The sequence below is a fragment of the Escherichia sp. WS2035 genome (assembly GCF_046487065.1).
GTDB classification, from domain to species: Bacteria; Pseudomonadota; Gammaproteobacteria; order Enterobacterales; family Enterobacteriaceae; genus Escherichia; species Escherichia coli.
This window is the reverse complement of sequence record NZ_JBJQKD010000018.1, coordinates 47,571-64,919: the sequence shown is the minus strand read 5'-3', so window position 1 is coordinate 64,919 and position 17,349 is coordinate 47,571. Positions and strand designations below refer to the sequence as shown.

19 protein-coding genes are annotated in these 17,349 nt (G+C 51.4%); 8 read left to right on the top strand and 11 right to left on the bottom strand.

The window, feature by feature from the left end; translation table 11 throughout:
• Positions 1-3 precede the first annotated feature (3 nt).
• Complete coding sequence (gene pldB / locus ACJHX4_RS22870; protein ID WP_000487669.1) at positions 4-1,026, bottom strand: lysophospholipase L2; 1,023 nt, start codon at positions 1,024-1,026, stop codon at positions 4-6.
• Positions 1,027-1,136: 110 nt separating this feature from the next.
• Between pldB and rhtB the strand changes: the two genes are divergently transcribed.
• Together rhtB and ACJHX4_RS22860 are read left to right on the top strand one after the other, a co-directional pair.
• Positions 1,137-1,757, top strand: a complete 621-nt coding sequence (gene rhtB / locus ACJHX4_RS22865; RefSeq protein ID WP_000171710.1) for a homoserine/homoserine lactone efflux protein — start codon at positions 1,137-1,139, stop codon at positions 1,755-1,757.
• 158 nt (positions 1,758-1,915) lie between these two features.
• Positions 1,916-2,776: an Rpn family recombination-promoting nuclease/putative transposase gene (locus tag ACJHX4_RS22860; protein ID WP_000133649.1), complete on the top strand. Its 861-nt coding sequence runs from the start codon at positions 1,916-1,918 to the stop codon at positions 2,774-2,776.
• A gap of 37 nt (positions 2,777-2,813) precedes the next feature.
• On the opposite strand, the gene rhtC is transcribed toward ACJHX4_RS22860, so the two are convergent.
• The 3 genes from rhtC to pldA all read right to left on the bottom strand — a co-directional run bounded on the left by rhtC (position 2,814) and on the right by pldA (position 6,322).
• Positions 2,814-3,434 carry a threonine export protein RhtC gene (rhtC, locus tag ACJHX4_RS22855; RefSeq protein ID WP_000928838.1) on the bottom strand — a complete coding sequence of 207 codons (621 nt, stop codon included), beginning with the start codon at positions 3,432-3,434 and terminating at the stop codon, positions 2,814-2,816.
• A 64-nt stretch (positions 3,435-3,498) separates the two neighbouring features.
• A complete protein-coding gene (gene recQ / locus ACJHX4_RS22850; RefSeq protein ID WP_001442069.1) occupies positions 3,499-5,328 on the bottom strand; it encodes an ATP-dependent DNA helicase RecQ in 1,830 nt (609 codons plus the stop codon).
• 124 nt (positions 5,329-5,452) lie between these two features.
• Complete coding sequence (pldA, locus tag ACJHX4_RS22845; RefSeq protein ID WP_001259692.1) at positions 5,453-6,322, bottom strand: phospholipase A; 870 nt, start codon at positions 6,320-6,322, stop codon at positions 5,453-5,455.
• A 164-nt stretch (positions 6,323-6,486) separates the two neighbouring features.
• On the opposite strand from pldA, the gene yigI reads away from it, so the two are divergent.
• From yigI to ACJHX4_RS22825, 4 genes are all read left to right on the top strand, one after another.
• A complete protein-coding gene (gene yigI / locus ACJHX4_RS22840; protein WP_001277142.1) occupies positions 6,487-6,954 on the top strand; it encodes an acyl-CoA thioesterase YigI in 468 nt (155 codons plus the stop codon).
• A 51-nt stretch (positions 6,955-7,005) separates the two neighbouring features.
• Entirely contained in the window at positions 7,006-7,896 is an 891-nt protein-coding gene (gene rarD / locus ACJHX4_RS22835; protein ID WP_000339102.1) for an EamA family transporter RarD, read from the top strand.
• Positions 7,897-7,990: 94 nt separating this feature from the next.
• On the top strand, positions 7,991-8,371 hold the full coding sequence (locus tag ACJHX4_RS22830; RefSeq protein WP_001532065.1) for a hypothetical protein: 381 nt from the start codon (positions 7,991-7,993) through the stop codon (positions 8,369-8,371).
• Positions 8,372-8,385: 14 nt separating this feature from the next.
• Positions 8,386-8,766: a DUF2628 domain-containing protein gene (locus ACJHX4_RS22825; protein ID WP_000031247.1), complete on the top strand. Its 381-nt coding sequence runs from the start codon at positions 8,386-8,388 to the stop codon at positions 8,764-8,766.
• A gap of 42 nt (positions 8,767-8,808) precedes the next feature.
• Here the strand turns inward: ACJHX4_RS22825 and corA are convergent, their stop codons facing one another.
• Positions 8,809-9,759: a magnesium/cobalt transporter CorA gene (corA, locus tag ACJHX4_RS22820; protein ID WP_000947159.1), complete on the bottom strand. Its 951-nt coding sequence runs from the start codon at positions 9,757-9,759 to the stop codon at positions 8,809-8,811.
• A 151-nt stretch (positions 9,760-9,910) separates the two neighbouring features.
• The gene (ysgD, locus tag ACJHX4_RS22815; RefSeq protein WP_211180520.1) at positions 9,911-9,967 is read right to left on the bottom strand and encodes a protein YsgD; all 57 of its coding nucleotides are present in this window, start codon (positions 9,965-9,967) and stop codon (positions 9,911-9,913) included.
• 161 nt (positions 9,968-10,128) lie between these two features.
• Between ysgD and ACJHX4_RS22810 the strand changes: the two genes are divergently transcribed.
• Together ACJHX4_RS22810 and ACJHX4_RS22805 are read left to right on the top strand one after the other, a co-directional pair.
• The gene (locus ACJHX4_RS22810) at positions 10,129-10,893 is read left to right on the top strand and encodes a phosphodiester glycosidase family protein (protein ID WP_000951146.1); all 765 of its coding nucleotides are present in this window, start codon (positions 10,129-10,131) and stop codon (positions 10,891-10,893) included.
• 82 nt (positions 10,894-10,975) lie between these two features.
• The gene (locus ACJHX4_RS22805; protein ID WP_000751617.1) at positions 10,976-11,878 is read left to right on the top strand and encodes an S-adenosyl-l-methionine hydroxide adenosyltransferase family protein; all 903 of its coding nucleotides are present in this window, start codon (positions 10,976-10,978) and stop codon (positions 11,876-11,878) included.
• Between the two features lie 54 nt (positions 11,879-11,932).
• On the opposite strand, the gene uvrD is transcribed toward ACJHX4_RS22805, so the two are convergent.
• From uvrD to dapF, 5 genes are all read right to left on the bottom strand, one after another.
• A complete protein-coding gene (uvrD, locus tag ACJHX4_RS22800) occupies positions 11,933-14,095 on the bottom strand; it encodes a DNA helicase II (RefSeq protein ID WP_000383407.1) in 2,163 nt (720 codons plus the stop codon).
• An 83-nt stretch (positions 14,096-14,178) separates the two neighbouring features.
• Positions 14,179-14,895 (bottom strand): 5-amino-6-(5-phospho-D-ribitylamino)uracil phosphatase YigB, encoded by a 717-nt coding sequence (gene yigB, locus ACJHX4_RS22795; protein WP_001213584.1) that lies wholly within the window; start codon positions 14,893-14,895, stop codon positions 14,179-14,181.
• A complete protein-coding gene (gene xerC / locus ACJHX4_RS22790) occupies positions 14,895-15,791 on the bottom strand; it encodes a tyrosine recombinase XerC (protein WP_000130676.1) in 897 nt (298 codons plus the stop codon). Before xerC ends, yigB begins: the two co-directional genes overlap by 1 nt.
• Positions 15,788-16,495: a DUF484 domain-containing protein gene (locus ACJHX4_RS22785; RefSeq protein ID WP_000812795.1), complete on the bottom strand. Its 708-nt coding sequence runs from the start codon at positions 16,493-16,495 to the stop codon at positions 15,788-15,790. Before ACJHX4_RS22785 ends, xerC begins: the two co-directional genes overlap by 4 nt.
• Positions 16,492-17,316: a diaminopimelate epimerase gene (dapF, locus tag ACJHX4_RS22780; RefSeq protein ID WP_001160648.1), complete on the bottom strand. Its 825-nt coding sequence runs from the start codon at positions 17,314-17,316 to the stop codon at positions 16,492-16,494. Before dapF ends, ACJHX4_RS22785 begins: the two co-directional genes overlap by 4 nt.
• Between the last annotated feature and the right edge of the window lie 33 nt (positions 17,317-17,349).

Here is a 17,349-nt window from a genome sequence, read left to right as displayed (position 1 = left end):
AATTTAAACCTCTGTAGAGCGGTTTCCGCTGGGTGAGTTATGCCTGTTGAAAAAATCAACGATAGCGTGGAGCGCGACTGAGCGCATTGCGTCCTTTTCAAAAAGGATCTCATGGTACGCACCTTTAATTACCAACGGCCGTCCTCCTTCGACAGGATGGCCCGCAGCGGTGCGTAGTTCACAAAAACGGTCGTGCATGCGGTTATCCACCACGCGTTCCTCTTCAGCTTGTAAGAGAAGCGTTGGCGTGGCGTCATCACCCGCACCGGCTAACACCTGTTCGCCAGCCAGAATACTTTCGCGTACCCAATGGTAGGTCGGCCCACCGACGCGAATCGTTGGGTCATCAGCATAGAAACGTAAGTTACGTCGATATCGCTGTCTGCTGTGGGTCAGTACGTTGATAGCAAACGGCAACGCGCGCCAGCGCCCGGTGCCTATTGCATAGCCATCACGGAAACGTGGATGCGCTTCGGCCCAATTGAGGATCTGCCGTGCCATAAATGACGGCATACGAATCACGATCCCAAACATTGGCGCAGTTAGCGCAATGGCGTCACATACACCTGGATGGCGTTGCAGAAATAATGTGGAGATCGCACCGCCCATCGAATGTGCCAGTATATAGCGTTTACGCCACGGACCGGGCTGAACCTCCTGTTGCCAGAATGCCGCCAGATCATCAACATAATCATTAAAGCGATTAACATGCCCGAGATGTGGATCGGCTAACAGGCGACCGGAACGTCCCTGCCCGCGATGGTCGATGATTAAAACATCAAACCCCGAATGGAACAGGTCGTAGGCCAGTTCCGCATATTTTACGTAGCTCTCAATACGCCCCGGGCAGATAACTACCACCCGGTCATGGTGCTGTGCGCGAAAACGGACAAAGCGAACCGGAATGTCATCCACACCAGTAAACTCTGCTTCATCACGCTGACGCCAGAAATCAGTCAGCGGTCCCATGGTAAAAGCAGCAAACGCGTTTTCTCTTGTTTCCCAGTCTTTTTGCTGCTGAAACATCGGGTAATCTGCCTCTTAAACCACGTAAAATCGTTTTTTTAAGCGTGCCTGACACAACGCTGCGACAGTAGCGTATTGTGGCACAAAAATAGACACACCGGGAGTTCATCATGACCTTAGAATGGTGGTTTGCCTACCTGCTGACATCGATCATTTTAAGCCTGTCGCCAGGCTCTGGCGCAATCAACACCATGACCACCTCGCTCAACCACGGTTATCGCGGCGCGGTGGCGTCTATTGCTGGGCTTCAGACCGGACTGGCGATTCATATTGTGCTGGTTGGCGTGGGGTTGGGGACGCTATTTTCCCGCTCAGTGATTGCGTTTGAAGTGTTGAAGTGGGCAGGCGCAGCTTACTTGATTTGGCTTGGGATCCAGCAGTGGCGCGCCGCTGGCGCAATTGATCTTAAATCGCTGGCCTCTACTCAATCGCGTCGACATTTGTTCCAGCGCGCAGTTTTTGTCAATCTCACCAATCCCAAAAGTATTGTGTTTCTGGCGGCGCTATTTCCGCAATTCATCATGCCGCAACAGCCGCAGCTGATGCAGTATATCGTGCTCGGCGTCACCACTATTGTGGTCGATATTATTGTGATGATCGGTTACGCCACCCTTGCTCAACGGATTGCTCTATGGATTAAAGGACCAAAGCAGATGAAGGCGCTGAATAAGATTTTCGGCTCGTTATTTATGCTGGTGGGAGCGCTGTTAGCATCGGCGAGGCATGCTTAAAACTGGAATAAAGCTCACGTAAATTAATGTGCCTCGAGAGATTGTTACATCCGCGCTCGAGGCATCTCGTAATAAGCGTAATCTGTTAATTTATTTACTATTTACTTCTCTTTGTTAGTGCCAGAATGCCGCCATATTTCACCCACGGATGATGAAAAATGACGGAAGCAACGACACCACATGACGCAATCTTTAAGGCTTTTTTATCCCGACCAGAAACGGCCCGTGACTTTATTGAAATTCATCTGCCGCCTTCTTTAGTTAAACTCTGCAATCTTGATACGCTCCATCTCGAGTCCAGCAGTTTTGTAGAGGAAAACCTACGCCAGTATTACAACGACGTACTTTATTCAGTAGAGACGACGAAAGGGTGCGGATATATCTATGTGTTGATTGAGCATCAAAGTTCACCTGATGAAAATATGGCGTTCCGTATGCTTCGCTATGCTATTGCCACCATGCAGCGGCATCTTGAAGCGGGACATGATTATCTGCCTCTGGTGATCCCCATTCTTTTTTACCAGGGAAAGCGTAGCCCATATCCATGGTCAACAAACTGGCTCGATGGTTTTCCGGATCCGGACATTGCACGCGATCTCTATTTTCATGCTTTTCCGCTGGTTGATATTACGCTAATTCCTGATGACGAAATCATGCAACACCGCAGCATGGCCGCCTTTACGCTGGTACAGAAGCATATCCGTCAACGGGATATGACAACGCTGTTAGATAAGTTATCCCGCTTAATGATTCTGGGGCAGATGAGCGGACAGCAAATACGCATGTTGATAAACTACATGGCGCTGGTAGGTGAAGCACAGGATGTACGAACATTAGTACATGGTCTGGCACAACGAGTGCCTCAACAAGGAGAGGAACTGATGACTTTAGCGGAAGAACTTCGGCGCGATGCCCTTCTCAATGTCGCAAAAGCCATGCTACAGCGTGGCTTTGATTTGCAGTTGATTATGGAAATGACCGGGCTTTCTCAGGAAGACCTTTATCAATTGCAATCCTGATGTTATTCCCCCTGATAGCGTATCAGGGGGGAAGCGCTTAACGCGAAATAATCAAATGAATGCCAAATCCGGCAAATAACGCCCCGGCAAAACCATCAATCCACTTCGCCAGACGTTGATAACCACAGCGCATTTGCGGCAGAGCAAACAGGCTGGCAACGACGGTAAACCACGCCAGTGTTTCGACAATAATCAACGCGAAAATGCCCCAGCGTTCGGTGGTGCCGACATTATCACCGACAAACAGCGAGAACACCGAACCAAAGTAGATAATCGCTTTAGGATTCGCGAGATTGGTCAGTAAGCCCTTAAGAAAACTGCGCCCGCTTTTCGCCAGTTCGACTTGTGGCGCAGGGGCAGAAACAACCTCTTTTTTCAGTGCACCACGTAGCATCTGGTAACCCATCCAGCAGAGATACAGGCCACCGCCCACCATAATCAGCGTATGCAGCCAGGCCATTTTTTCGATAATCAAATGTAGGCCAAGCAACGCAATCCCAGCCCAAACCATTACGCCGCAGGTAATGCCCAGCACGCCCATCATCGCTTCTTTACGGGAACGACTAACAGCGGTCTGAGATACAAAAAAGAAATCGGGACCGGGGCTCATAAGCGCCACAATGTGCACCATGGCGACGGTGAGGAATAACATCAACATACATTAGACTCGCGGGGGGAAACGTTTACGGAGTCTTCATCCTGGCACTTTTTTATGCTGCTGACTACTCTTCGTCGTCACCATCGACATGCGCACGAATCAGCGCCATAAACGGTTTGCCAAAGCGTTCCAGCTTGCGCATACCAACGCCGTTAACGCTGAGCATTTCGCTGGCGGTGATCGGCATCTGTTCAGCCATCTCAATCAAGGTAGCGTCGTTAAACACCACGTACGGCGGGACATTGCTTTCATCGGCAATCGATTTACGCAGTTTGCGTAATTTGGCGAACAGTTTGCGATCATAGTTGCCGCCGAACGATTTCTGCATCGCTTTCGGTTTGAGCGCCACGATACGCGGCACGGCAAGTTGCAAAGAGGATTCGCCGCGCAGCACCGGACGCGCAGCCTCTGTCAGTTGTAGGGCAGAATGCTGGGCAATATTTTGCGTCACCAGGCCGAGGTGAATCAGCTGGCGGATCACGCTCACCCAATGTTCATGGCTTTTATCACGGCCCATGCCATAGACTTTCAGTTTGTCATGACCATAGTCGCGGATACGCTGATTATTAGCACCGCGAATCACTTCCACCACATAACCCATCCCAAACCGCTGATTCACACGACCAATGGTGGAAAGGGCAATCTGCGCATCGGTTGAACCATCGTACTGTTTTGGCGGATCGAGGCAGATATCGCAGTTCCCGCACGGCTCCTGACGCCCTTCGCCAAAATAGTTCAGCAATACCAAACGACGGCAAGTTTGCGCTTCAGCAAACGCGCCCATCGCATTGAGTTTATGACGTTCGATATCCTGCAACTGCCCCTGCGGCTTCTCTTCCAGACAACGGCGCAGCCACGCCATATCAGCCGGATCGTAAAACAGCATCGCTTCCGCGGGCAGGCCATCACGCCCGGCGCGTCCAGTTTCCTGATAATAGGATTCGATATTGCGCGGAATATCAAAATGCACCACGAAGCGAACGTTAGGCTTGTTGATGCCCATGCCGAACGCCACCGTCGCCACCACAATTTGCAGGTCATCGCGCTGGAATTTTTCCTGCACATCAGCGCGAACATTATTTTCCAGCCCGGCATGATAGGCCGCCGCGCTAATTCCCTTGCTTTGCAGGCGCGCAGCGGTGTCTTCTACTTTCGCACGACTATTACAGTAAATAATCCCCGACTTACCGCGTTGTTCCTGTACATAACGCATCAACTGATCGAGCGGTTTGAATTTCTCCATCAGCATGTAGCGAATATTCGGACGGTCAAAACTGCTGATTTGAATCAGCGGATCGTTCAGCCCCAGCAGGCGCACGATATCCTGGCGCGTGGTGTCATCGGCTGTGGCAGTCAGCGCCATAAACGGCAGCGTCGGAAAACGCTGACGCAGCTGACCGAGGGCAGCGTATTCCGGGCGGAAATCGTGACCCCATTGGGAGATACAGTGCGCCTCATCAACGGCTAATAACACCGGATTCCAGTGCGCCAGATGCTCAAGAAAGTTATCCAGCATCAGGCGTTCCGGCGCGATATAAAGCAGGCTGATTTGCCCGGTGCGACAGCCTGTCATCACTTCAAGTTGCTGCTCGCGGGTTTGCGTCGAGTTAAGGCACGCCGCCGCCACGCCGTTGGCTTGCAGTTGATCTACCTGATCTTTCATCAACGAAATCAGCGGTGAGACAACCACGGTAAGGCCGTTTAGCAATAAGGCAGGGATTTGATAGCAAAGGGATTTTCCGCCACCAGTGGGCATGACGACCAGGCAATCGCGACCGGAAAGTACGGTGTCGATAATCTCTTCCTGGCCGGGGCGAAACTGTTGGTAGCCAAAGGTTTCTTGTAAAACCTGTTTAGCTCCGGACTCCAGATTCAACACTTCCGCCTGCGCCACATTCACCCCGATTGCCTGAAATAAAAACAGGCGCTATTTTCAGCGCCTGCGCGAGAAACTGCAATGCTTTTAGTCTCTGAGAGGGTAATCCTGGATGCTGGATTCCAGATTTGCCAACCATTCATCAAAACAGGTCGTTTAGCATAACTCCCACACCAACGCGGGTCTGGTTGAAGTTATAGTCGATGAGCGATTCGCCGTAACCGCTGTAAACCTGAGTATAAAGGCGCACATGTTTGGTGATCGGGTAGCTTAAGCCTAACTCCGCGCCGCCGTAACCGGTGTTCCAGTTGTACTGCCCTTTCGCGCTCAGTACCGCATCACCGAGGTGATAGCCGATTTTAAGCTGGTAGTAACCCATATATTTGGTGATGTCCGGGTTATCGTCCGTATTCCCCACCACATACCACGGCTTCACCTCTACCAACCAGTTACCGTTTTCTGCCATCAGGCGGGTATAAAGGCGGTTCCAGCTGCGGGAAGTCGGGTCTGAACGCCCGTTTGAGTCGTGGTTGTAGCCCATTTCCACATCGCGCAGCGTCCAGCCAGCAAAGTTGTAATCCGTGGCAAAACCGAGGAACAATTGCGGTTCGTAGTTAGTTTCACGAAACGGTGATGACTCATCGCTATTAGAAAGCTGCCACCAGGATTTCTGTGTGTAGGAGGCGCCCAGTACAGAGTTTGGCCCCAAAATCCCACGCCACAGCGGAAACGCCAGGCTCAACTGGAACTTTACTTCATCCTTACGCGCGTTTTCCGCCCAGTCGTAACTGGCAATCGCTTCTTTATTCAGATCGCTGGTTTGGGTGTAGATGATGTAGTTGGTGTCATAAGGATAAAGGGTGAACGGATTGTCATGCTCCTGCAGCATATTGGCGATAATACTGCCACGCACCGCTGGCGCGTCATGCACCTCTTTCACCGTTGCCTCTTGTGCATATACTGCCATAGGCAACATAAACACCGGCAACAACCAGCCCTGCAGAGTCCGCATCGCTCGTGTTCTCCGTAACGAATTATTGATAAGGTGAATATTTTTCTGCGGGCTATTTTACATACTTAACTCCATAGCCGTTAGTTATCCCTTCCTAAAGTAGAAACCAACAATAAATAAGCATAAAATCAACATTTCATTAACTAATGAAGTGTAAGGATGTTATGTCTGCCGTACTGACCGCTGAACAAGCCCTCAAATTAGTGGGTGAGATGTTTGTTTATCACATGCCATTTAACCGCGCATTGGGGATGGAACTGGAGCGTTACGAAAAAGAGTTCGCACAGCTGGCCTTTAAAAATCAGCCGATGATGGTGGGCAACTGGGCGCAAAGCATTTTACACGGCGGGGTCATTGCGTCGGCGCTGGATGTCGCCGCAGGTCTGGTGTGCGTGGGAAGTACCTTAACCCGCCACGAAACCATCAGTGAAGATGAACTACGCCAGCGGCTATCGCGGATGGGGACCATTGATCTTCGCGTCGATTATCTGCGCCCAGGCAGAGGAGAGCGTTTTACTGCTACCAGTAGCCTGTTGCGTGCAGGCAATAAAGTCGCCGTCGCCCGCGTTGAATTACACAATGAAGAACAGCTTTATATTGCCAGTGCCACCGCCACCTATATGGTAGGTTGAAGACATAAAAGCAGGTAAACTGCTGTTACCAATTAAAAATGAGTATTCCCGATGGATGCAAAACAAACGCGGCAGGGCGTATTACTCGCTCTTGCCGCTTATTTTATTTGGGGTATTGCGCCAGCGTACTTCAAACTGATTTACTACGTGCCCGCCGATGAGATCCTGACGCATCGCGTGATCTGGTCGTTTTTCTTTATGGTGGTGCTGATGAGCATTTGCCGCCAGTGGTCCTATTTAAAAACGCTGATTCAGACGCCACAGAAAATTTTTATGCTGGCAGTCTCTGCCGTGCTGATTGGTGGCAACTGGCTACTGTTTATCTGGGCGGTGAACAATCACCATATGCTGGAAGCGAGCCTTGGTTACTTTATTAACCCACTGGTGAACATTGTGCTGGGGATGATTTTCCTCGGCGAGCGATTCCGCCGGATGCAATGGCTGGCGGTGATTCTGGCGATTTGTGGCGTGTTGGTTCAGTTGTGGACTTTTGGTTCACTGCCGATCATCGCGCTGGGGCTGGCGTTTAGTTTTGCTTTCTACGGCCTGGTGCGCAAGAAGATTGCTGTTGAAGCGCAAACCGGCATGTTAATCGAAACTATGTGGTTGCTGCCCGTGGCGGCGATTTACCTGTTTGCTATTGCCGACAGCTCAACCAGTCATATGGGGCAAAACCCGATGTCGCTGAATTTACTGCTGATCGCCGCCGGTATTGTCACCACCGTGCCACTGTTGTGTTTTACTGCAGCTGCGACACGCCTGCGTCTCTCAACGTTAGGCTTTTTCCAGTACATTGGTCCGACGCTGATGTTCCTGCTGGCTGTGACGTTTTATGGTGAAAAACCGGGTGCCGATAAGATGGTGACTTTCGCCTTTATTTGGGTGGCGCTGGCAATTTTTGTGATGGATGCGATTTATACGCAGCGTAGAATTTCCAAATAAAAAATAAATATATTCTGAAAAAATATGCCTGCTCTTGCATAAGAGCGGGAATATTGCCATGCTAACGAAATTCTTACACAAGGATGTAAAATTAATGTTGCGTATATTTATTCCAACATCTAAAGGCAGAATTTCCAGACGCCGCTATATATTTTCATTTATTTTTACAAATCTAATTTGTATCTTACTTATTTCTTTTTTTTCCAATGCCGGGGCTGGTTTCTTTGTTATAACATCTACCATTCTTTTACATTATCTCGTTATCAACATGAATTGCCAACGACTCCGGGATAGTGGTTTTACTTATATAAAAACTTATATTTTTAGTACATTAGTAGTCTATATCATTTCTTTCATCATCATGGTTGCTGAGCATTTTGACTGTTCTGGCAATGGTTCGATGATTTTTTTGATTTGTTATTTTTCCACCTTTGGCATGTTAGTTCTTGCCCCCACTGATTCCCCCCGTAAATAATTAATGGAGATTTTATGAGTAAGGATTATATGGCAGATGGCTCATTAACTGAAAAGTGGAAGTACCGCTTTTCGTTTTATGATGAACATGGCTTCCCTGGATTTTGGGGTGCAAGCCCAGAATATAAACAAGCATTAAAAGGATTAAACACAAGGCAAAAGATAATAATTAGAACAAATGTTATTGCTTTTTTCTTCTCGTGGGTCTATTTATTTGTATTGGGTTTATGGAAGAAGGCTATTGTTGTTCTATTCCTGGCGATATTTTCTTTAATTTTTGGTTACATGATTGGCTATAATGTATTTGGATTCATTATCGCCGCTTATGTTTCATACAATACCAACAGATGGTTCTATGAAAAAGAAGTAAAAGGTATTCATACCTGGAGCCTTTAAATAATCGGTGGCTTAGCCAGGCTAAGCCACCGTTCTCGTTTTTTACAGCCAGTTCTTCCGCTTAAAGTACAGATACGGTGCCAGGCCCGCGAGGATCATAAAGATAATCGCGCCTGGGTAGCCGAAGCTCCACTTCAGTTCCGGCATAAACTCAAAGTTCATCCCGTAGCTGGAAGCGACCAGCGTCGGTGGCAGGAACACCACGGATACCACCGAGAAGATTTTGATGATGCGGTTCTGCTCGATATTGATAAAGCCCATCGCCGCCTGCATCAGGAAGTTCACCTTCTGGAACAGGGATTCGTTATGCGGCAGCAGGGATTCGATATCTCGCAGGATTTCACGCGCCTGCTCCAGTTGCCCACCCGGTAAGCGTGCTTTACGTACCAGGAAGTTGAGCGCGCGCTGGGTATCCATCAGACACAGGCGAACTTTCCAGCCGATATCTTCCAGTTCCGCCAGCGTGGAGAGCGCCTCGTCGTACTCATCGCCCTGATGCCCTTCCATAATTACCCGGCTCAACTGCTCCAGGTCGCTGTAGATATTTTCAATTTCATCTGCCAACTGTTCGATTTTGGTTTCGAACAGATCCAGCAGCAGCTCGTAGGCGTTACCGTCCACCATTGACTGGCTACGGGCACGCATACGATACAGACGAAAAGCGGGCAGTTCACGCTCACGCAGAGTAAACAGACGACCATCACGGATGGTAAATGCCACAGTGGAGTTACCGGCGTGATCTTCCGCATCTTCAAAGAAGAAGAAGGAGTGAATATGCAGGCCGTCATCGTCTTCAAAGAAACGTGCCGATGCTTCGATGTCTTCCAGTTCCGGGCGGGTTGCCAGGCTCTGGCCAAGTTCAGATTGTACGCGCAGTCGCTCGTCGTCGTCCGGTTCGACAAGATCAATCCATACTGCATTTACAAGGGGTTGTGACTCTTCGACTTCCAGCCGGGTCAGTCGGTTATTTTCCAGTTGAAATGCGCTCAGCATGACCGGGACTCCCAATGCTTAAAATATCGGACAGTTCGGTGGGCACACAGAAACAAATTGGGTTTCAGACCATTAAACAGCCTGACTCAGCGCGACGGGAAAAATTGAGGTCGCTGACAACCGCTAAGGCTATCAGCAAAAAGGGATAGCCTTAGGAGTTGATCCTGGATGACAGGATAGTGAGCCAGTATCTACTGGGTGTGTCCAAGGCGAATGTCCTCTTAGAGTGATCGTGCGCGCATGTTACGCCAGCAAAATTTTGCCGTCAACACGCAACAGAACACCACAGAACAATAGTTGAACTTCGCGCTTTTTGGTACTCGTCAAGGTCGCTAACAGGATAAAAAAATCCCACATTCAGGGCCTATAATGGCGCATCGGCTATTCATTGGTAAAGGAATGATCACCTTGAATCTCAAACGGATTTTTCTCACCCTCACCTTACTTCCCTTGTTTGCTGTTGCCGCTGATGATTGCGCACCCTCAGATCCGACGCTGACCGTACAGGCGTATACCGTTAATCCTCAAACAGAGCGGGTGAAAATGTACTGGCAAAAAGCCAATGGCGAAGCGTGGGGAACGTTACATGCGCTGCTGGCGGATATTAATAGTCAGGGTCAGGTGCAGATGGCGATGAACGGCGGCATCTATGATGAAAGCTATGCGCCGCTCGGTTTGTACATCGAAAACGGTCAGCAGAAGGTGGCGTTAAATCTCGCTTCAGGTGAAGGGAATTTCTTTATTCGCCCTGGCGGCGTGTTTTATGTCGCGGGAGATAAAGTCGGCATCGTTCGTCTGGATGCCTTTAAAACCAGTAAAGAGATTCAGTTTGCGGTGCAGTCAGGGCCATTGTTGATGGAAAACGGTGTAATTAATCCGCGTATTCATCCCAACGTCGCCTCACGTAAAATTCGTAACGGTGTTGGGATTAATAAACATGGGAACGCCGTGTTTTTGCTGAGCCAGCAGGCGACAAATTTTTATGATTTTGCCTGTTATGCCAAAGCGAAACTGAACGTTGAGCAGCTGCTTTATCTTGATGGCACAATTTCACATATGTATATGAAAGGCGAGGCAATCCCGTGGCAACGCTATCCTTTTGTCACCATGATTTCCGTCGAGCAGAAAGGTTAAACATTGTACACTCGAGGAGGCCAGACAAACTGGGGCTGGCTACACAGCTGGAAAATCATCAGATAAATGAAGGGAAACAAAAATGAAAAAAACGCTCGCAACATTATTTTTATTAACCTGTCTGGGGTCATCATCCGCTTATGCGGATAACGCTTTGATTTTACAAACGGATTTTAGCCTGAAAGATGGTGCCGTCTCGGCGATGAAAGGGGTCGCATTCGGTGTTGACCATAATCTTAAAATCTTTGATTTAACACACGAAATTCCACCGTATAACATCTGGGAAGGCGCTTATCGCCTGTATCAGACTGCCAGTTACTGGCCGCAAGGTTCGGTGTTTGTTAGCGTGGTCGATCCAGGTGTTGGTACAGACCGTAAATCGGTAGTGCTGAAAACCAAAAACGGTCAGTACTTCGTTTCACCAGATAACGGTACGCTCACGTTGGTGGCGGAATCGCTGGGTATTGAGAGCGTCCGGCAAATCGATGAAAAAACCAACCGTCTGAAAGGTTCCGAAAAGTCATATACCTTCCATGGTCGTGATGTATATGCCTACACCGGTGCGCGTCTGGCTTCCGGGGCGATCACGTTCGAGCAGGTGGGGCCAGAGCTTCCTGCAAAAGTTGTCGAACTTTCTTATCAGAAAGCCAAAGCAACAAAAGGTGAAGTGAAGGGCAATATCCCGATTCTCGATATTCAGTACGGCAACGTCTGGAGCAATATCAGCGACGAGTTGCTGAATCAGGCAGGAATCAAACTCAACGACACGTTGTGTGTGACCATTTCCGAAGGTTCCCAGCAAAAATACGCAGGGAAAATGCCGTATGTCGCAAGCTTCGGCGATGTGCCGGAAGGCCAGCCGATGGTGTATCTGAACAGCTTATTGAATGTTTCCGTGGCGCTGAATATGGATAATTTCGCGCAGAAACATCAGGTTGCGTCTGGTGCTGACTGGAATATTGATGTGAAGAAGTGCGCTAAGTAAGGTGCTGATGCCGGATGCGGTGTAGCGCACCGCATCCGGCAACGGAATCGTAAATTACACCGTCTCCAGTCGGGCGTAAGCCGCCACCAGCCATTTAATACCCTGGCCCTGGAATGCCACCTGCAAACGGCTATGCTCGCCGCTGCCTTCCATATTGACGATGGTGCCTTCACCAAACTTAGCGTGGCGTACGCGCTGGCCGAGCTTGTAGCCGCTGTCGTTCTCGACCATCGGCGTCCCCATACGCTGATGGCTGACCGGGCGGCTTACCGTGGCGCGCAGGCGCACCTCTTCCACACACTCTTCCGGCAACTCACCGATAAAGCGCGACGGGCGATGGTAAACCTCTTTGCCATATAGACGGCGGGTTTCCGCGTAGGTCAGCGTCAGTTTCTGCATCGCGCGGGTTACGCCAACGTAGGCCAGACGGCGTTCTTCTTCCAGACGCCCGCCTTCATCTAGCGACATCTGGCTTGGGAACATGCCCTCTTCCATACCAACGATAAACACCTGCGGGAATTCCAGACCTTTCGCCGAGTGTAGCGTCATCAACTGCACCGCGTCCTGCCAGGTATCCGCCTGCCCCTCGCCCGCTTCCAGCGCCGCATGGGAGAGGAATGCCTGCAGCGGCATTAAATCTTCGTCTTCTTCGTTGTAGCTGAACTGGCGCGTTGCCGTCACCAGTTCCTCTAAGTTTTCGATACGCGTCTGACCTTTTTCGCCCTTCTCCTGCTCGTACATGGTGCGCAGGCCGGAGTCTTTAATTACCCGGTCAGTCTGTACATGCAGCGGCATATCGGCAGTTTCCTGCGCTAAGGCGTCGATCAGCTCCATAAACCGCTGTAAGGCGCTGGCAGCACGTCCGGCGAGGGCTTTTTCCTGCAACAGTTCACGACATGCCTGCCAGAGTGTTAACTGGCGATCTCGCGATGTCTGACGTACCACGTCCAGCGTCCGGTCACCAATACCCCGCGTTGGCGTATTCACCACACGCTCAAAGGCCGCGTCGTCGTTGCGGTTGGCAATCAGGCGCAGATACGAGAGCGCATCTTTGATTTCCTGGCGTTCGAAGAAGCGCATCCCGCCGTAAATACGATACGGCATACTCGCCTGCAATAACGCCTCTTCCAGCACACGCGACTGGGCGTTGCTGCGGTAGAGAATGGCGCACTCAGCGAGCGCCCCGCCGTTGTCCTGCCAGGTTTTGATGCGATTAACCACAAAACGCGCTTCGTCGAGTTCGTTAAAAGCGCAATAAAGGGAAATCGGCTCACCGTCCGCGCCATCGGTCCACAGTTTTTTACCCAAACGCCCGTTGTTGTTTTCAATCAGGGCGTTCGCGGCGCTCAGAATATTGCTGGTAGAGCGGTAGTTCTGCTCCAGACGGATAGTTTCAGCACCGGGGAAATCATTGAGGAAACGCTGAATATTCTCCACCTGCGCTCCGCGCCAGCCGTAGATTGACTGATCGTCATCGCCAACGATCATCACTTTGCCGGTATCGCCCGCCAGCAGGCGGATCCACGCATACTGAATGTTGTTGGTATCCTGGAATTCGTCCACCAGGATATTGGTAAACCGTTCGCGATAGTGCTGAAGGATATGCGGCTTGTTAAGCCACAACTCGTGAGCACGTAGCAGCAGCTCGGCGAAGTCCACCAGGCCCGCGCGGTCACACGCTTCCTGATACGCCTGATACACCTTCTGCCAGGTCTGCTCCACCGGATTACCGTAGCTCTGAATATGATGCGGACGCAGCCCCTCATCTTTCTGGCTGTTGATGTACCACATTGCCTGACGCGGCGGCCACTGCTTCTCGTCGAGATTCATCGCCTTGATCAAACGCTTAAGCAGACGTAGCTGGTCTTCACTGTCGAGGATCTGGAAATCCTGCGGCAGGTTGGCGTCCATATGGTGCGCACGCAGCAGGCGGTGCGCCAGCCCGTGGAAGGTGCCGACCCACATACCGCCCTGGCTAGTGCCCATCAGTTGCCCGATACGATGACGCATCTCCGCCGCCGCTTTGTTGGTAAACGTCACCGCCATAATCGAATACGGCGAGCAGTTTTCCACGCTCATCAACCAGGCGATACGATGCACCAGTACGCGCGTCTTACCACTGCCCGCGCCCGCCAGCACCAGAAGGTTGCTGCGTGGCGCGGCCACCGCTTCGCGCTGTTTGTCATTAAGGCTGTCGAGCAGGTAAGAAACGTCCATTGGCACCGCCGCGTAAAAATAGGTTGGGCGGAGAAGCGCAACGCCCTCCGCCAAAAAGCTGGGTATATATACAGATTTGCTGATTATATCAGCGAGGTCAGAGATGCCAACCGGGAAATTTCCAGATGCGGCAGTAAACGGCTGTCCCAGGTTTGCATCAGATCGCCATTTTCCGGTCTGATCCAACAGGCCTGCATTCCGCTGCGAATTGCCCCACCCACGTCAGTGGTGAGATCGTCCCCGACATGTAAGATCTCGCCGATCGGCACGTTGAGTTTTTCCGCCGCCAGGAAGTACATATCGCTGAACGGTTTTGAGCGCCCGTGCGGGCCAGCGCGCAGCACAAACTCAAAATAATCCCCCAAACCAAACAGTTCCGGCTGGGCGTTACCGTTGGTGATCGCCACCAGCGGCCATTTCTTCGCCAGCTGTTTTAAGGTGTCGTGGGTTTGCTGCGGGACGTCGATCCGGCTGCGCCATTTGGCAAAGTTGATCATTGCTGCATGTGCGCCTGCACTGGCTTCTTCGGCACTCAGCCCGGCGTCGAGCATCGCTTGTTCAATCGAACGAAAACGCCAGCGCGTCACGTCGTGATAAATCTCAGGTTCCGCTTCCCGTACCGCCTGGCGCAGGCGTTGCAGATCTTCATTCTGGAAGCTGCGCAGCGCCGGATGATAATTTTGCACAAAGGTAAGCGCCTCTCGCTCGGTGCGCAAAATCACCGGACGGTTATCGTAAAGGGTATCATCCAGGTCAAAGGTGAGCGCCGAGATGCGCCCCAAAGGCCGGTAAAAACGCATTATTTCCCCCGTTTGGCGCGTGGATGCGCCGCATCGTACACCGAGGCAAGGTGTTGAAAATCAAGATGAGTATAGATTTGCGTGGTGGAGAGGTTGGCATGACCCAGCAGCTCCTGCACACCACGAAGATCGCCGCTCGACTCCAGCATATGGGTAGCGAACGAGTGACGTAATTTATGCGGGTGAACGTGATTATTCAGCCCTTGTTTTATGCCCCATTCGGCAAAGCGTTTCTGCACATTACGCGCGGAGATGCGTTTGCCCAGTTTCGACAGAAAAAGCGCGTCGTCTTCGCTACCAAACAGGTCGCGCAAATCAAGCCAGTGCTCAATCCACGCCACGGCGTTGCGACCAATCGGCAGGCGGCGCTCTTTGCTGCCTTTTCCCATCACCCACACTTCGCCAGACTCCAGGTCGAGGTGTTTGATATCGAGCCCCACCAGCTCGGAAAGACGCAGACCCGCGCCGTACATCACTTCCAGCATTGCCCGATCGCGCACGGCGAGGGGATCGTTGATATCAATATCCAGCAGCCGATTCATATCATCGACGTCGATGTTTTTCGGCAGATGACGCGGCGCTTTCGGTGCCGAAACACCTTTCGCCGGGTTAGCTTTGAGTTCATTCTGGCTGACCAGCCAGTCAAAAAAGCTACGTAGCGCAGAAAGCCGTAACGCCAGACTTGCAGCTCCCAGCCCTTTACGGCGACTGCGTACAGCAAAATTACGCACCATCGTCACATCACATTGCTGCCAGCTTTGCAGGCCGTTTTCGCTGGCAAAATGGATGATCGCCTCAAGCTGTCGCTGGTAGTTAAGCAGGGTTATCGGGCTAAGCTGGCGCTCCACGCTCAGATAACGTAGGTAGCGTTCTACATCGGTGTGTAAATCGGTCATACGCGTTCAATCCAACGCGCCAGAAGCTCCGGCAACATCAGCGCAATTTCATGAAGTAACTGCGTTCCCTGCCCTTGTTGATAGTGACTGGCATCGCGACTGGTAAACAGCACAACCCCCAAATCAGCATCGCTTCCCAGCATCGACATCGCCACCGATCCCACCGCTTTCGCTTCCGGTAGCACCACCAGCAGCTCCGGTCCGTTAAGCGGTCCCAGATAGTGCTGTTCCTGCCCCAGACGCTGAATACGCAGCGGTTCGAAAGACTGACGGCTTAATGCCAGATGAGTGTGGTTCGACGGCGCACCTAAGCGCCAGCGATCTGGAAACAGGCGCAGACTCGCACCTGCCAGGCCGAGATCGCGCGCCCAGCGGTGAAAGCGCATCAGCATATCATCGAGACTGCTGGCGGCGGTGAGACTGCGCTGCAGGTAGAGTAGACGATAAAACAGGCCTTCGTTGGCGATAGCCTGTTCCATCAACAACGCCATGTTCTCTTCCAGAACATGAATATGATTACGTGCGCGGGCCATGTGCCACTCGACCAACGAAACGGTGCCGCGTACCGGATGCGGCACACGTATCGCTTCTACTGCGCGCGCATTGCGGATAAAAAACTCAGGATTTTTAATCAGATAATCGACAACCGCCCGGTCATCAAGCTCCGTGAGTGTTTCCTGCAGTTCTTCCCCTGGTTGCTTCATAGATGAATAAATCCGTCGTAGACATGTACCGCCGGGCCAGTCATATATAACGGGTGACCCGGACCTTTCCAGGCGATATCAAGACGACCGCCAGGGAGTTCCACGCGTACTTCTTCGGCCAGCAAACCTTGCTGAATCCCTACCGCCACCGCCGCACACGCGCCGCTGCCGCAGGCCTGGGTTTCTCCTGCCCCACGCTCATAAACGCGTAAACGAATATGCTCGCGCTTAACCACTTGCATAAAACCGATATTGGCGCGCTCCGGAAAACGTTCGTGGCTTTCCAGAACAGGACCAAGCGTTTCTACCGCCGCAGTATCAACATCATCAACCTGAATCACGCAGTGCGGATTTCCCATCGACACCACGCCGCATAAGATTGTCTGCTCGGCGGCGCGCATAATATAGGTCTTTTCCGCTTTGTTAGCGCGAAATGGCACGGCAGAAGGTTCGAAGTTGGGTTCGCCCATATTGACGCGGACCAGATCATCATCGGTGACGGTCAACACCATCCGTCCGTTGGCGGTGCTGACGCGGATATCGCGCTTATTGGTCAGCCCTTTCAGGCGCACAAAACGGGCAAAGCAGCGCGCACCGTTGCCGCACTGCGCTACTTCACTGCCATCAGCATTGAAAATGCGATAGTGAAAATCCAGTTCCGGATCATACGGTGGCTCAACCACCAGCAGCTGGTCAAACCCTATCCCCAGGTGCCGATCCGCCAGGCGACGAATCAGCTCCGGTGAAAAAAAGACATTCTGCGTTACCGCGTCGACGACCATAAAATCGTTGCCAAGGCCATGCATTTTCGAGAACTGCATCATTTACTCCAATCACGCGGGTACAGAAACTGA